Source organism: Streptomyces sp. NPDC057280 (genome assembly GCF_042668605.1).
In the GTDB taxonomy this organism is placed as follows: Bacteria; Actinomycetota; Actinomycetes; order Streptomycetales; family Streptomycetaceae; genus Streptomyces.
In genome coordinates, this window is sequence record NZ_JBHUYR010000002.1 from 530,607 (window position 1) to 546,130 (window position 15,524).

Below are 15,524 nucleotides of genomic sequence, written 5' to 3' on the forward strand. Positions count from 1 at the left end.
ATGCTCGAGCCGACCGAACCCACCGAGGGTTCCGAACTCAACACCCCCAGCGACACCCTGCCGCCGCGCCGCCGGCGCCGTGCCGCATCCCGGCCGGCGGGTCCGCCGGTCGCCGGCGCGGCCGAAGCGCCGGACGAGGTGACGCCGGCCATACCGGCCGCCACCGAGACCGCCGCCGAAGAACCGGCGGTGGCCGAGGAGACGGTGACCGAAGAGGCGCCCGCGCCGCGTACGCGCCGTCGTGCCACCCGCCGGGCCTCCGCGCCCGCCGGGGCTCCCGCTGCCGCCGAGAGCGCCGTCGCCGAGACGGTCGTGCCGGTGGCCGAGGAGAGCGCGCCCGCCGCCGTCGAGGCCCAGGCCGCCGAGGCCACCGAGTCCGTCGAGGAGGCCGCACCCGCGCCGCGTACGCGTCGCCGTGCCACCCGCCGGGCCTCCGCGCCCACCGGGTCCCCGGCCGCCGCCGAGACCGCGGCCGCCGAGACCGTCGTACCCGCCGAACCGCAGGCGGAGGTCGAAGCCGAGGCCGAGGTCGTCGAGGAGCCGAAGGCCGAAGAGGCGCCCGCGCCGCGTACGCGTCGGCGTGCCACCCGCCGGGCCTCCGCGCCCGCCGGTGCGCCGGTCGCCGAGGCGGCTCCTGAGGCGGTTTCCGAGCCCGCTGCCACGGCCGTTTCCGAGGCCGTTTCCGAGGCCGAAGCCGACGCCGCCCCCGAGGCCGCCGTCGAGGAAGAGGCCCCCCGTCGGGGTCGTCGGCGTGCCACGCGTCGAGTGGCCGCGCCCGCCGAGGCGCCCGAGACCGTGGAGGCGCCCGTGAGCGCTGACGAAGAGACCAAGCCCGCCGAGGAAGCCGCCGCCGAGGCCCCGGCCGCCGAGGAGGCCGCCCCGCGCCGCGCCACCCGCCGGCGTTCCGTGCGCCGCGCCGCCACCGGGTTCTCCGAGCCCCCGCGGGCCGCCGGTGACGAAGCCGCCGAGGAAGACTCCCCGCGCCGCCCCGCGCGGCCCGCCGTGGCCGTGTTCCAGGCGCCCGTGTTCACCGAGCCGCAGTTCCAGACGCCCGAGCGGGCCGCCGCCGCGGCCGCCGCCGAGGCGGAGGTCGAGGAGCCCGAGGAGCCCGCCGCCGAGGAGCCCCAGGAGGAGCCGGTCGCCACGCGGCGCCGTCGCCGCCGCCGGGGTGAGCCCGCCGAGACCGAGTCGCCGCAGGCCGTCGAGACCGAGGCCGAGGACGAGGCCGAGGAGGCCGACGCCGAGGACGCCGTCGAGGGCGACGCGGAGGACTCCGAGGAGACCGGCTCCCGTCGTCGCCGTCGCCGTGGTGGCCGTCGCCGGCGCCGCGGTGAGTCCGCCGACTCCGAGGCGGAGGGCGAGGAGGGCGACGAGCTCGCTGCCGATCAGGACGACCGGGCCGATCAGGAAGCTGCGGACACCGCCGAGCAGATCGAGGAGGACGCCGAGGACGAGCACGGCGACGAGGGCGGTTCCTCGTCCTCCAGCAGCCGTCGCCGCCGGCGCCGTCGTCGTCGCGCCGGTGACTCCTCCCCCGACATCGAGCCCGGTGACGGCGACCCGGAGCGCACGGTCGTCAAGGTCCGCGAGCCCCGTCCCCCGCGGGAAAGGGGTGCCGAGCCGTCCGACGAGGTGCAGTCCATCAAGGGCTCGACCCGTCTGGAGGCCAAGAAGCAGCGCCGCCGGGAAGGCCGCGAGCAGGGCCGCCGCCGCGTCCCGATCATCACCGAGGCCGAGTTCCTGGCCCGCCGCGAGGCCGTCGAGCGCGTGATGGTCGTCCGGCAGAGCGGTGAGCGCACGCAGATCGGCGTCCTGGAGGACGGCGTGCTCGTCGAGCACTACGTCAACAAGGAGCAGGCCACTTCGTACGTCGGCAACGTGTACCTGGGCAAGGTCCAGAACGTGCTGCCGTCCATGGAGGCCGCGTTCATCGACATCGGCAAGGGGCGCAACGCCGTCCTGTACGCCGGTGAGGTCAACTTCGAGGCGCTGGGCATGGCCAACGGGCCGCGGCGCATCGAGTCCGCCCTGAAGTCCGGCCAGTCGGTGCTCGTCCAGGTGACGAAGGACCCGATCGGTCACAAGGGCGCGCGTCTGACCAGCCAGGTCTCCCTCCCGGGCCGCTACCTCGTGTACGTCCCCGAGGGCTCGATGACCGGCATCAGCCGCAAGCTGCCCGACACCGAGCGGGCCCGGCTGAAGACCATCCTCAAGAAGATCGTCCCCGAGGACGCGGGCGTCATCGTGCGCACCGCCGCCGAGGGCGCTTCCGAGGACGAGCTGCGCCGCGATGTCGAGCGACTGCAGGCGCAGTGGGAGGACATCCAGAAGAAGTCGAAGAACGGCAACGCGCCGACGCTGCTGTACGGCGAGCCGGACATGACGGTCCGGGTCGTCCGCGACATCTTCAACGAGGACTTCACCAAGGTCGTCGTCAGCGGCGACGACGCGTGGGAGACCATCCACGGCTACGTCTCGCACGTCGCGCCCGACCTGGCCGACCGGCTGTCGAAGTGGACCAGTGAGGTCGACGTCTTCGCCACCTACCGGATCGACGAGCAGCTCGCCAAGGCGCTGGACCGCAAGGTCTGGCTGCCCAGCGGCGGTTCGCTGGTGATCGACCGGACCGAGGCGATGGTCGTCGTCGATGTCAACACCGGCAAGTTCACCGGTCAGGGCGGCAACCTCGAGGAGACGGTCACCAGGAACAACCTGGAGGCGGCCGAGGAGATCGTGCGTCAGCTGCGGCTGCGCGACCTCGGCGGCATCATCGTCATCGACTTCATCGACATGGTGCTGGAGTCCAACCGGGACCTGGTGCTGCGCCGCCTCCTGGAGTGCCTGGGCCGGGACCGGACCAAGCACCAGGTCGCCGAGGTGACCTCGCTGGGCCTGGTCCAGATGACCCGCAAGCGGGTCGGCCAGGGTCTGCTGGAGTCGTTCTCCGAGACCTGCGTCCACTGCAACGGCCGCGGTGTCATCGTCCACATGGAGCAGCCGACCTCCGTCGGCGGTGGCGGCAAGCGCAAGAAGCGCGGACGCGGCGGCATCGAGCACGTGCACGAGGCCGCGGTGGCGGCGGAGGCGGCCGAGGCTGTCGACCACGACCACGACGACGAGGTGGAGACCGAGGCCGAGGTCGCCGCCGAACTCGCCGAGCCGGTCGCGCTGCCCGCGCCCTTCGAGCCGGACGAGGAGCTGTACAGCAGCGCCGCCGAGGCGGAGGCCGCGGCCACCCGGGGCCGTTCGCGGCGCCGGGCGAGCCGCCGGGCGTCCGCTCCGGCCGGTGCGCCGCGCCGCGAGAGGGCTGGACGGTCCGAGCGGGCTGAGCAGGCCGAGGAGGTCGAGCAGGCCGAGGAGACCTCGCCGGCCGTCCCGACCGCGCAGGATGTCACCGTCGCGGAGGAGGTCGAGCGTCCGGTGCAGCCGGAGCCGGCCGCCGAGGCGCACGCCGAGCCGGTCGCCGTCGAGGACCCGGTCGTCGAGGAGGCCGCGCCCAAGGGCCGTACCCGTCGCCGTGCCACCCGCAAGGTGTCCGCGCCGGCCGGGTCGCCCGCGGGTGCCGAGGCCGCCGTGGTGACCGTCGCCGAAGCCGCTCCCGCGGTCGAGGCGCCGGTGGAGCAGCCCGAGGCCCAGCCGGAGGTGTCCGCCGAGAGCGCCGCCCCGGCCCGTCCGCGGCGCCGCGCCGTGCGCAAGGCCACCGCGCCGACCGCGTCCGAGGAGGCGGCCGTCGTGGTCGTGCCGACGGCGACGGAGACCGCGGAGGCGTCGGAGACCCCGGACGCGTCGGAGGCTTCGGCCGCCGACACCGAGGACGCCGCGCCCGCCAAGAAGACGGCCCGTAAGACGGCCAAGAAGGCGACGGCGAAGAAGGCCGCCACCAAGAAGACGGCGGCCAAGAAGACCGCGGCGAAGAAGACAGCCGCCAAGAAGACGACCGCCAAGAAGGCGGCCGCGAAGAAGACGGCGGCGGCCGACCAGGGCTGACGCCCCGACAGCCGCGCACATGAAGCCGCCCCCGGGCCTTACGGTCGGGGGCGGCTTCGTGTTTTTTTCGTGTTACGTGGGCAACCCTCACGGAGTTCGGGCCGTCATACAAGTGTCGAAAGTGCGAACAGGTGTTGAATCAGCCCTCCACGTGGTGAATCACCGTTCCGCCAGCATGGTTACGATGTAGACCGAGATCGACGACAAATCCTGACAGTTGGGGTTTCACCCCCTTCTCGGCACAGTCATTGGGGCTTAATACGTGAAGGCACTCGTGCTCTCCGGGGGAGCGGGCACTCGCCTCCGCCCGATCACCCACACTTCCGCCAAACAGCTCGTGCCGGTCGCCAACAAGCCCGTGCTCTTCTACGGCCTGGAGGCGATCGCCGACGCCGGGATCACCGAAGTCGGCATCGTGGTCGGCGACACCGCGGACGAGATCCGTGAAGCGGTCGGCGACGGCTCGCGGTTCGGCATCGAGGTCACCTACATCCCGCAGGACGCCCCGCTCGGGCTGGCCCACGCGGTGCTGATCGCACGGGAGTTCCTCGGCGACGACGACTTCGTCATGTACCTCGGCGACAACTTCATCGTCGGCGGCATCACCGGTCTGGTGGAGGAGTTCCGGGCCGAGCGGCCCGAGGCGCAGATCCTGCTGACCCAGGTGCCCAACCCGACGTCCTTCGGTGTCGCCGAACTCGACGCCCAGGGACGGGTGGTGGGCCTGGAGGAGAAGCCGAAGCAGCCCAAGAGCGACCTCGCGCTCGTCGGCGTCTACCTCTTCACCCCGGCCATACACGAGGCCGTCCGCTCCATCGAGCCGTCCTGGCGCGGCGAGTTGGAGATCACGCACGCCATCCAGTGGCTGATCGACGAGAAGCGCGACGTCCGCTCCACCACGATCTCCGGCTACTGGAAGGACACCGGCAACGTCGCCGACATGCTGGAGGTCAACCGCTCGGTCCTGGAGACGGTCCCGCCGTCCAACGAGGGCACGGTCGACGAGGACAGCGAGATCATCGGCCGGGTCCGCATCGAGGCGGGCGCCCGGGTCAGCGGCAGCCGGATCGTCGGCCCCGCGATCATCGGGGCCGGGACGGTGGTCAGCGACGCGTACATCGGCCCGTTCACCTCGGTGTCCGAGGACTGCCGGATCGAGGACAGCGAAATCGAGTACTCCATCGTGCTGCGCGGCTCGTCCGTGACCGGTGTGCGCCGCGTGGAGGCCTCGCTCATCGGACGTGACGTCGAGGTCACGCCCGCTCCCCGTAACCCGTCGGCCCACCGGCTCGTGCTCGGTGATCACAGCAAGGTGCAGATCTCCTCATGACGACCACCAAGATCCTGGTGACCGGCGGTGCCGGTTTCATCGGCTCGCACTACGTCCGTACGGTGCTCGGCCCCGACGGCCCCGGTGACGTCGAGATCACCGTCCTCGACAAGCTGACGTACGCGGGCAACCCGGCCAACCTCGACGAGGTGCGCGAGCACCCCGGGTTCTCCTTCGTGCAGGGCGACATCTGCGACCCCGAGCTGGTCGGCAAGCTGATGGCCGAGCACGACCAGGTGGTGCACTTCGCCGCCGAGTCGCACGTCGACCGGTCCATCGACGGCGGCGCCGAGTTCGTCCGTACGAACGTCGTCGGCACCCACACCCTCATCGACGCGGCCCACCGCGCGGGCATCGAGACCTTCGTGCACATCTCCACCGACGAGGTCTACGGCTCCATCGACGAGGGCTCCTGGCCGGAGACGCACCCGCTCCAGCCGAACTCGCCGTACTCCTCCGCGAAGGCCTCCAGCGACCTGATCGCGCTGTCGTACCACCGCACCCACGGCCTGGACGTGCGGGTCACCCGCTGCTCCAACAACTACGGGCACCACCACTTCCCCGAGAAGGTCATCCCGCTGTTCGTGACCAACCTCCTCGACGGCAAGAAGGTCCCGCTCTACGGCGACGGCGGCAACGTCCGCGACTGGCTGCACATCGACGACCACGTCCAGGGCATCGAGCTGGTCCGCACCAAGGGCCGGGCCGGCGAGGTCTACAACATCGGCGGCGGCACCGAGCTCTCCAACAAGGAGCTCACCGGGCTGCTCCTGGAGGCCTGCGGCGCGGACTGGGAGACCAGCGTCGAGTACGTCGAGGACCGCAAGGGCCACGACCGCCGCTACTCGGTGGACTGCACGAAGATCCGCGAGGAGCTCGGCTACGAGCCCCGCAAGAGCTTCCGGCAGGGGCTCGCGGAGACCGTGCAGTGGTACAGAGACAACCGCGCCTGGTGGGAGCCGCTGAAGGAGCGGGCCGCGCTGTGACCGACAACCGCATCTGGCTGGTCACCGGCGCGGGCGGCATGCTCGGCCAGGACGTCCTGGCCCGGCTCGCCGAGGCGGGCGAGCAGGCCGTCGCCCTCGACCGCGCCGCCCTCGACCTCACCGACGCCGACGCCGTGCGCAGCACCCTTGAGGCGCACCGGCCCGCGGTCGTCGTCAACTGCGCGGCCTGGACGGCCGTCGACGACGCCGAGAGCCGCGAGGAGGAGGCCCTGCGCATCAACGGCGACGGCCCGGCCCATCTCGCCGCCGCCTGCGCCGCCACCGGCGCCGTCCTCCTGCACGTCTCCACCGACTACGTCTTCGCGGGCGACGCGACGAGTCCGTACGCGGAGGACGCCCCCACCGCCCCGCGCAGCGCCTACGGCCGCACCAAGCTCGCCGGCGAGCGGGCCGTGCTCGGCTTCGAGCGCGGCTATGTGGTGCGCACGGCCTGGCTGTACGGCACGGGCGGGCCCAACTTCGTCCGTACGATGATCAAGCTGGAGGGGCTCAAGGACACCCTGGACGTCGTCGACGACCAGCGCGGCCAGCCCACCTGGAGCGCCGATCTCGCCGGACTGCTGTACGAGCTGGGCCGCGGCGCCCTGGCCGGCACCGCCCCGGCCGGCGTCTACCACGGCACCAGCTCCGGCGAGACGACCTGGTACGGCCTCACCCGCGAGATCTTCCGGCTGCTCGGCGCCGACCCCGACCGGGTCCGCCCCACCACCAGCGAGGCCTTCGTCCGCCCCGCCCCCCGCCCGGCCTACAGCGTCCTCGGTCACGACCGCTTCGCGGCGGCCGGTCTCACGCCCCTGCGGGACTGGCGGGCGGCGCTCGCCGAGGCCTTCCCGGAGATCCACCGGGTCCAGACGAAGGAGGACCCGGCGTGACCGTCAAGGTCAGCGTGGTCGTCGCCGTCCACAACCCCGGCAAGTACGTCGAGGACTGCATCGGCGGTCTGCTGCGGCAGAGCCTGCCCACCGACGAGTTCGAGGTGTTCTTCGTCGACGACGGCTCCACCGACGAGACCCCGGCCCGGCTGGACGCACTCGCGGCGGAGCACCCGCATCTCCACGTCGTCCACCAGGAGGCCTCCGGCTGGTCGGGCAAGCCCCGCAACACCGGCATCGACGCCGCCCGGGGCGAGTACGTCATGTTCGTCGACCACGACGACTGGCTGGGCGACGAGGCCCTGGAGCGGATGTACGACTACGGCACGGCGAACGACGCCGATGTCGTCGTGGGCAAGATGGTGGGCATCGGACGGCCGGTGCCGCAGGAGCTGTTCCGGGTCAACCGGCCGCGGGCCACCGTCGAGAACGCGCCGCTGATCGACAGCCTCACCCCGCACAAGATGTTCCGGCGCGCGTTCCTCGCCGAGCACGGCATCCGCTTCAAGGAGGGGCGTCGGCGCCTGGAGGACCACGTCTTCGTCGCCGAGGCGTACCTGCGGGCCAAGAGCGTCGCCGTCCTCGGCGACTACCCGTGCTACTACCACATCACCCGCGACGACGGCTCCAACGCGGGCTTCCAGCGCTTCGAGCCGGCCGGCTACTTCGGCAACCTCCGCGAGGCGCTGGACGTGGTCGAGGAGCTCACCGAGCCCGGCCCGCTGCGCGACCGGCTGTTCAGCCGCTGGCTGCGCGTCGAGATGGTCGAGCGGCTGCGCGGCAACCGGCTGCTGAAGCTCCCCGAGGACTACGCCGAGGAGCTCTACCGCGAGATCCGCGGGGTGGTCGTCGAGCGCTTCGGGCCCGGCGTCCTCACCCATGTCGCCCCGATGCAGCGGGTCGTCGCGGGCCTCGTCGCCGCCGACCTCTACGACGACATCCGCGAGCTCGCCCACTGGGAGGCCGCGATCCGGCCCACCGGCGAGCTGACCTCCCTGACCTGGGAGAACGGTCGCCTGAACATCGGCTTCGGGGCCGAGTACGAGGCCGGCGGCAGCCCTCTCGTCCTCCGCCGGGAGGACGGGCGTGACGTGCTCGACCTGCCGCTGTCCGAGAAGGCGCGCGAGGCGCTGGACGGGCAGGGCATCACGCTGGACGCCCGCACCGAGGAGAGCGACGTCGACCTGGTGGTCCGCAACCGCGACGACGCCACCCAGTACTACCTGCCGCTGAAGAGCGAGCGGCACGAGGTCGACGCCGAAGCGGAAGGCGCCTTCCGGCAGCGGATCACGGCGACCGCCGTGCTCGACCCCGAGACCGCCGCCGGGGGCTCACCCCTGGCCAAGGGCATCTGGGACTTTTACCTGCGCATCAAGGCCGGCGGCTGGAGCAAGGAGTGCCGGATCGGTGCCGTGCACGGCGAGGGCGTGGAGCCCGGGCGGCTGGCCGCGCTCACCGGTGAGCCGCGCCGGCTCGTGCTGCCGTACTGGACCGACGGGCCGGGGAACCTCTCCCTCGACGTCGACCAGCACACCAACAAGCTGGAGCGCGAGGCCGTGGTGCTGGTGGACCCGGCCGGCGCGGCGGTGGCCGAGGAGGCGACCGTCCGGCTTCCGCTGCCGCTCGCGGTGACCGGCGAGGAGACCGTGCGGCTGCGTTTCGAGCGCAAGAACGTCGGCAAGTTCGCCGCCGACGCCGTGGCGGACGGCCGTACCGTGACCGCGAAGCTGCCGGTCGAGCGGCTCACCGGGGCGCGCTGGGCGGTCCGGATCGGGCTGCCCTCCGCCGACCGGGGCGAGCCGAAGTGGACCCGGCTCCCCGTCGACGTGGTCGTCGCGGCCGACGGCACCGCCGAGGTCATCGACCGGCACATCCCGCCCGCGAAGCCCGCCCCGGCGCCGGCGCCGGAGCCCAGGCGGCCCGCCCCGCCGCGGCCGCTGTGGCGCCGGGTCGCCGGACGCGTCAAGCGGGTCCTGACGAACCGGCCGAAGAAGAGCTGAGGGCGTTGTGACGCGACGTCCGCAGAAGAAGAGCCCGATGATGATGCCTGTGATGACGACCTCCGCGGCGGAAGAGCCGACCGCGGCAGAACAGCCGAGGACCCCGTGATGCGACCTCTTTCGATTTCCGGTTCCTGGGTGCACGAGCCGAAGGTCTTCCCCGACGGCCGGGGCAGCTTCCACGAGTGGTTCAAGGCCCCCCTCTTCACCGAGGCGGCCGGCCACCCGCTGACCCTCGCCCAGGCCAACATGTCCGTCTCCAGCCGGGGCACCCTGCGCGGCATCCACTTCGCGGACGTGCCGCCCGGCCAGGCCAAGTACGTCAAGTGCGTGCGCGGTGCGGTCCTCGACGTGATCGTGGACATCCGGGTCGGCTCGCCCACCTTCGGCCAGTGGGAGATCGTCCGCCTCGACGACCAGGACCACCACGCCGTCTACCTCTCCGAGGGCCTCGGCCACGGCTTCATGGCGCTGACCGACGACGCGACCGTGGTCTACCTGTGCTCCGAGGGCTACGCCCCGGAGCGCGAGCACGGCATCCACCCGCTCGACCCGGCCCTCGGCATCGAGTGGCCCGCCGACCTCGCTGCGCTGCTGTCCGCCAAGGACGAGCAGGCGCCGAGCCTGGCCGAGGCCCGTGAGCAGGGGCTGCTGCCCTCCTACGAGGAGTGCGTGGCGTACCGGGCCGGTCTCGGCGGGTGACGGGGACGGGGCCGGTTTGACCCGTTCGGCAGCGGCCCCGTAACCTTGACCGTCGGCGTGTCCTTGGATATGGGCGCGCCACATCCCCGTAAACCTCATCCTCTCGGGCCTTGCGGCCGGGAGAGGCCGCTCGTTCTGCCGGGCGGCTGGACTGCGGGGGTGCCGTTCCCGAGCGAGAGAGTGAGATCCGCGTGTACGCCATCGTGCGCAGCGGTGGTCGCCAGCACAAGGTTGCTGTCGGCGACATCGTTGAGGTTGACAAGATTTCCACCGCCCAGGTTGGCGACACGGTCGAGCTCTCGACCCTGCTCGTTGTCGACGGCGACGCTGTGACCAGCGACCCGTGGGTGCTGGCCGGCATCAAGGTCCAGGCCGAGGTCGTGGACCACCACAAGGGCCAGAAGATCGACATTCTGCGCTACAAGAACAAGACCGGTTACCGCCGTCGCCAGGGCCACCGCCAGCAGTACACGGCGATCAAGGTCACTGAGATCCCCACGGCTGCGAAGTAAGGGACTGAGGAGAAATGGCACACAAGAAGGGCGCATCGTCCACCCGGAACGGTCGCGACTCCAACGCTCAGCGGCTCGGCGTGAAGCGCTTCGGCGGTCAGGTCGTTTCCGCTGGTGAGATCCTCGTCCGCCAGCGTGGCACGCACTTCCACCCCGGCGCGGGCGTCGGCCGTGGCGGCGACGACACGCTGTTCGCGCTGAACGCCGGTGCGGTGCAGTTCGGTACGCACCGTGGCCGCAAGGTCGTGAACATCGTTCCGGTCGCCTGAACCAGGCACTGATCGGAAGCTTTCGCGAGGCGGACCTCACTTCCCTTCCGGGAAGGCGGGTCCGCCTTTCGCGTGTTACGCAAGTAAGTATTCGTACGTTTCTGGAGGCACCGAACCATGACCACCTTCGTGGACCGCGTCGAACTGCACGTCGCCGCGGGTAACGGAGGTCACGGCTGTGCCTCCGTCCACCGGGAGAAGTTCAAGCCGCTCGGCGGCCCGGACGGCGGCAACGGCGGGCGGGGCGGCGACGTCATCCTGACCGTCGACCAGTCGGTGACGACACTCCTGGAGTACCACCACTCCCCGCACCGCAAGGCCACCAACGGCAAGCCCGGTGAGGGCGGCAACCGCTCCGGCAAGGACGGCCAGGACCTCGTCCTGTTCGTGCCGGACGGCACCGTCGTCCTCGACAAGGCGGGCAACGTCCTCGCCGACCTCGTCGGCCACGGCACCTCGTACGTCGCCGCCCAGGGCGGCCGCGGCGGCCTCGGCAACGCGGCGCTGGCCTCGGCCCGCCGCAAGGCGCCCGGCTTCGCGCTGCTCGGTGAGCCGGGGGACCTGCAGGACGTCGTCCTGGAGCTGAAGACCGTCGCCGACGTGGCGCTGGTCGGCTACCCGAGCGCGGGCAAGTCCTCGCTGATCTCGGTGCTGAGCGCGGCCAAGCCGAAGATCGCCGACTACCCCTTCACCACCCTGGTCCCGAACCTGGGTGTGGTCACCGCCGGCTCGACCGTCTACACCATCGCCGACGTGCCCGGTCTGATCCCGGGCGCCAGCCAGGGCAAGGGCCTGGGCCTGGAGTTCCTGCGGCACGTGGAGCGGTGCAGCGTGCTGGTGCACGTGCTGGACACGGCGACCCTGGAGTCCGACCGCGACCCCGTCTCCGACCTCGACGTCATCGAGGAGGAGTTGCGGCAGTACGGCGCCGGCCTCGACAAGCGGCCCCGCATGGTCGTCCTCAACAAGATCGACGTCCCCGACGGCAAGGACCTCGCCGACATGGTCCGCCCGGACCTGGAGGCCCGCGGCTACCGCGTCTTCGAGGTGTCGGCCGTGGCCCACATGGGGCTCAAGGAGCTGTCGTTCGCGCTGGCCGACGTGGTCGCCAAGGCGCGGGCCGCGAAGCCGAAGGAAGAGGCGACGCGGATCGTCATCCGGCCGAAGGCCGTCGACGACGCGGGCTTCACCGTCACCCGCGAGGAGGACGGGCTGTACCGGGTGCGCGGCGAGAAGCCCGAACGCTGGGTGCGGCAGACCGACTTCAACAACGACGAGGCCGTCGGCTACCTCGCCGACCGGCTCAACCGCCTCGGTGTCGAGGAGGAGTTGATGAAGGCGGGCGCCCGCTCCGGCGACGGCGTCGCCATCGGACCCGAGGACAACGCCGTCGTCTTCGACTGGGAGCCGACCGTCATGGCCGGTGCCGAGATGCTCGGCCGCCGTGGTGAGGACCACCGCCTGGAGGCCCCGCGTCCGGCCGCCCAGCGTCGCCGCGACAGGCAGGCCGAGCGGGACGAGTCGGAGCGGGAGTACGACGACTTCGACCCGTTCGAGAAGTAGCCGTTCGAGAAGTAGCCGTTCGAGAAGTAGCCGTTCGGGGGAGGGTTAACGGCGGGAAAAGCCGTGGCCTACGGCAGGGCAACCAACCGCGGTCCCGGTGTGTCGTACAGGGCAGCACGGAAGAGGATCTTGGGATCTCCCCAGGTGATCCTCTCCGTGGTCAACTGCCCTTGCGGCCATCGGAGTTCGCATGTCCCTGCCCAGTCACCGAACGCGGCGCGCGCTCGTCGTCGCGATCACCCTGATCGCCGCCACGTGCGGCGCGCTCCCCGTCGCCCAGGCCGCCCCGCCGGCAGCGGGCGCACGGCAGGACTTCAACGGCGACGGCTACGAGGACCTGGCCGTCGCCGCGCCCCATGCGACGGTCGGCGGCAAGGCCAAGGCGGGATACGTCGCCGTGCTGTCCGGCTCGGCGAGCGGTCTGCGGACCTCTTCCAAGAAGGTCTACAGCCAGGCCTCCGCGGGCATCCCCGGCACCCCCGAGGCCGGTGACCTCTTCGGCTCCCGGCTGGCCGCGGCCGACCTCGACGGCGACGGGTACACCGACCTGCTCGTCGAGTCCCTCGGCGAGCAGTGGCAGCAGGACGGCGTCGAACACTCCGGCACCCGGACCGTGCTCTGGGGCGGCCCCGCCGGTCTCACCTCCGGCACGGTGCTGCCCGCCGAGGGCACCGGCCGCCTCCAGGCCCCGCTGACCGTCGCCGGTGACTTCGACGGCGACGGCCACCAGGACCTCGCCCGCGACGGCCGTGTCCTCCTCGGCCCCCTCGGCCGCGACGGACGCCCGGCGGCCACCCAGGAGAACGCCCCCTTCACCGACGCCGACCTGCTGATCGTCGCCGTCGCCACCGGGGACACCGACGGTGACGGTACCGACGACCTCGCGATCATCGCCCGGGAGCACGACTGGGACAGCGAGACCGACTACGGCAACTACGTCTACTACGCGCACGGCAGCCGCGAAGGCCTGCGCCCGGGCGCCCAGTTGACGGCCCTCGCCCTGCGCAGGCAGGACGCCATCGCCCTCGGCGACCTCGACGGCGACGGGCGCGCCGACCTGGTCCTGGGCGAGAACAACCTCCGCGTCGTCCGCGCGGGCCGGCAGGGCCTGCCCGACACCGCACCCCGGGTCATCACCCAGGACACCCCGGGGGTGCCCGGCGCCCAGGAGACCGGGGACGACTTCGGCTGGACGGTGTCCATCGGGGACACCGACGGCGACGGGTACGGCGACATCCTCGCCGGCATCCCGGAGGAGGACTTCGGCGGACTGAAGAACGCCGGGACCTTCGCCGTCGTACCCGGCGGGCCGCGCGGGGCGACCGGGGCGGGCGCCAAGGTCCTCAGCCAGAACACCCCGGGCGTGCCCGGCACCGCCGAGAACGGTGACCGCTTCGGCCTGAACGCCACCCTGGTCGACGGCAACGGTGACGGAAAGGCCGAGCCGGTCGTGGCGTCCGTCGCCGAGAACTCCTTCGCCGGCGGCGTCTGGGTCTTCCCCGGCGGCGCCACGGCCAAGGGCTCCTTCACCTTCGGCGCCCGCACCCTCGGCACGGTCGCGAGCGGCGCCCGGCTGGGTGACCAGTTCCCCCGCTGACGGTCGCCGCCGACCGTCTTTCCCATCGATCAACCGGAGCACCATGAGCAAGCGCAGGCTCGCCCTCGCGGCGGCCGTTGCGGTCACCGCTGCCCTCACCGTCCCCGTGGCCGCGCAGGCCGCCGAGGCCGGGCCGGCCGCGAGCAGGCCGCACGACGACTTCAACGGCGACGGGTACGCCGATCTCGCGGTAGCCGCGCCTGCGGCGACCGTGGGCGGCAAGGCCAGGGCCGGGTACGTCGCGGTGCTGTACGGGTCGGAGAACGGACTGACCACCACCGGCCGGAAGGTGTTCACGCAGAACAGCGCGGGGGTGCCGGGCACCGCCGAGGCGGGGGACGGCTTCGGCTCCGCGCTCGGCACCGCCGACCTGGACCGCGACGGCTACGCGGACCTCGTGGTCGGCGTGGGCGGTGAGGACACCTCGGCCGGTGTCGACGCCGGGCTCGTCGAGGTGGTGTGGGGCGGTGCGCACGGGCTCGCGGGCGGTGCGTCCGTGGCGAGCGGGAAGGCGTACGACCGGCTCGGCGCCACGGGCCGGCTGACCGTGGGGGACATCGGCGACGACGGCTCCCCGGACGTGGTGACCGTGGCGAACCAGCACGATCTGCGGGTCCTCCAGGGCCCTTTCACCCACGGCGGTGCGTACGGCGGCGAGGTGCTGGTGCCGGACCGGTTCGACAGCCGCGTCCTGGACCTGGCCACCGGTGACGTCAACGGCGACGGCCGCACCGACGTCGTCGGCGCCGAGAACGACGGCGACGAGTACGACGCCCGCCGGGTCGTGTACTGGCCGGGCGACGGGGCCGGGCTCAGCCCGTACACGGTGGTCCGCGACGTCGACGGCGCCCGCCTCCAGGGCGGCGAGAGCCTCGACGTCGGGGACGTGAACCGGGACGGCTGCGACGACATCGTGGTGGGCCGGGCGATCGACGGCTACGACAGCGACCTCGACACCCCGCTCGCCAAGGGCGGCCGGGTCGCCTGGATCCCGGGCACGGCCGAGGGGCCGGACGGGGCGCACGCGCAGTTCGTCAACCAGGACAGCCCCTCCGTGCCCGGCACCGCCGAGAAGGGCGACCGGTTCGGCACCGACGTGCAGCTCGGGGACGTCGACGGGGACGGCTGGCTGGACGTCCTCACCGGGGTGCCCGGCGAGGACATCGGGTCCGTCGCCGACGCCGGTGCCGTGGTGGTGCTGAGCGGCCGGGCCGACGGGCTGACCGGCGCCGGCTCCCACCAGGTGGTCACGCAGGAGACCGGCAACGTGCCGGGCACCGCCGAGAAGGGCGACGCGTTCGGCACGGCCGTCCACCTCGGGGACGCCAACGGCGACGGGCTGGCCGACGCGGCCGTCGGGGCGCCGGGGGAGAACGCGGACACCGGGTTCGTGTGGACCTTCCGCTCCCGGGCGTCGTACGTCGTCGAGCCCGGCGGGGTGCCGCTGCCGGCGACGATCGTGGCGCCGAACGGCACGACGGCCTTCGGCAACACGCTGCTGGGGACGACGGCGACGGGGGCGCGGCTGGGCAGCGGGTTCGCCTACTGAGCTGGACGAGCCCAGCTGTCCGATCATCTCTCAGATCCGTTGCGGCCACGCGGAGTTCGTGTGCCGCAGCGGATCTCCTGTTGTCTGCCCAGTTGTCATGTGCGTGCATCCCGGCGTTCAGCGGGTGGACCGCCCC

General features: G+C 72.4%; 11 protein-coding genes. All 11 read left to right on the forward strand.

All coding sequences use genetic code 11. From position 1 onward, the window contains the following. A complete protein-coding gene (locus tag ACFUO4_RS12990; protein WP_383483415.1) occupies positions 1 to 3,987 on the forward strand; it encodes an Rne/Rng family ribonuclease in 3,987 nt (1,328 codons plus the stop codon). Positions 3,988 to 4,249: 262 nt separating this feature from the next. After that, positions 4,250 to 5,317, forward strand: a complete 1,068-nt coding sequence (locus tag ACFUO4_RS12995; protein WP_383483418.1) for a glucose-1-phosphate thymidylyltransferase — start codon at positions 4,250 to 4,252, stop codon at positions 5,315 to 5,317. Beyond that, positions 5,314 to 6,303: a dTDP-glucose 4,6-dehydratase gene (rfbB, locus tag ACFUO4_RS13000; protein ID WP_079311156.1), complete on the forward strand. Its 990-nt coding sequence runs from the start codon at positions 5,314 to 5,316 to the stop codon at positions 6,301 to 6,303. The genes ACFUO4_RS12995 and rfbB overlap by 4 nt, the downstream gene beginning before the upstream one ends. Then, positions 6,300 to 7,196 (forward strand): dTDP-4-dehydrorhamnose reductase, encoded by an 897-nt coding sequence (gene rfbD, locus ACFUO4_RS13005; RefSeq protein ID WP_383483421.1) that lies wholly within the window; start codon positions 6,300 to 6,302, stop codon positions 7,194 to 7,196. The genes rfbB and rfbD overlap by 4 nt, the downstream gene beginning before the upstream one ends. Further along, complete coding sequence (locus ACFUO4_RS13010; protein WP_383483424.1) at positions 7,193 to 9,196, forward strand: glycosyltransferase family 2 protein; 2,004 nt, start codon at positions 7,193 to 7,195, stop codon at positions 9,194 to 9,196. Before rfbD ends, ACFUO4_RS13010 begins: the two co-directional genes overlap by 4 nt. 108 nt (positions 9,197 to 9,304) lie before the next feature. Beyond that, a complete protein-coding gene (gene rfbC / locus ACFUO4_RS13015) occupies positions 9,305 to 9,898 on the forward strand; it encodes a dTDP-4-dehydrorhamnose 3,5-epimerase (protein WP_383483427.1) in 594 nt (197 codons plus the stop codon). Positions 9,899 to 10,089: 191 nt separating this feature from the next. Further along, positions 10,090 to 10,410 (forward strand): 50S ribosomal protein L21, encoded by a 321-nt coding sequence (gene rplU / locus ACFUO4_RS13020; protein WP_020269559.1) that lies wholly within the window; start codon positions 10,090 to 10,092, stop codon positions 10,408 to 10,410. A gap of 14 nt (positions 10,411 to 10,424) precedes the next feature. Continuing rightward, on the forward strand, positions 10,425 to 10,679 hold the full coding sequence (gene rpmA, locus ACFUO4_RS13025; RefSeq protein ID WP_004950923.1) for a 50S ribosomal protein L27: 255 nt from the start codon (positions 10,425 to 10,427) through the stop codon (positions 10,677 to 10,679). A gap of 117 nt (positions 10,680 to 10,796) precedes the next feature. Next, on the forward strand, positions 10,797 to 12,242 hold the full coding sequence (gene obgE, locus ACFUO4_RS13030) for a GTPase ObgE (RefSeq protein WP_383483431.1): 1,446 nt from the start codon (positions 10,797 to 10,799) through the stop codon (positions 12,240 to 12,242). A 190-nt stretch (positions 12,243 to 12,432) separates the two neighbouring features. Continuing rightward, the gene (locus ACFUO4_RS13035) at positions 12,433 to 13,839 is read left to right on the forward strand and encodes an FG-GAP repeat domain-containing protein (protein ID WP_383483434.1); all 1,407 of its coding nucleotides are present in this window, start codon (positions 12,433 to 12,435) and stop codon (positions 13,837 to 13,839) included. Positions 13,840 to 13,882: 43 nt separating this feature from the next. Further along, positions 13,883 to 15,388 carry an FG-GAP and VCBS repeat-containing protein gene (locus ACFUO4_RS13040; RefSeq protein ID WP_383483437.1) on the forward strand — a complete coding sequence of 502 codons (1,506 nt, stop codon included), beginning with the start codon at positions 13,883 to 13,885 and terminating at the stop codon, positions 15,386 to 15,388. The last annotated feature ends 136 nt before the right edge of the window (positions 15,389 to 15,524 follow it).

Bases quoted from the DNA above. Each gene is read 5' to 3' on its own strand.
- ACFUO4_RS12990 (WP_383483415.1), top strand. From the start codon at position 1: ATGCTCGAGCCGACCGAACCCACCGAGGGTTCCGAACTCAACACCCCC.
- rfbB (WP_079311156.1), top strand. From the start codon at position 5,314: ATGACGACCACCAAGATCCTGGTGACCGGCGGTGCCGGTTTCATCGGC.
- rfbC (WP_383483427.1), top strand. From the start codon at position 9,305: ATGCGACCTCTTTCGATTTCCGGTTCCTGGGTGCACGAGCCGAAGGTC.
- rpmA (WP_004950923.1), top strand. From the start codon at position 10,425: ATGGCACACAAGAAGGGCGCATCGTCCACCCGGAACGGTCGCGACTCC.
- obgE (WP_383483431.1), top strand. From the start codon at position 10,797: ATGACCACCTTCGTGGACCGCGTCGAACTGCACGTCGCCGCGGGTAAC.
- ACFUO4_RS13035 (WP_383483434.1), top strand. From the start codon at position 12,433: ATGTCCCTGCCCAGTCACCGAACGCGGCGCGCGCTCGTCGTCGCGATC.
- ACFUO4_RS13040 (WP_383483437.1), top strand. From the start codon at position 13,883: ATGAGCAAGCGCAGGCTCGCCCTCGCGGCGGCCGTTGCGGTCACCGCT.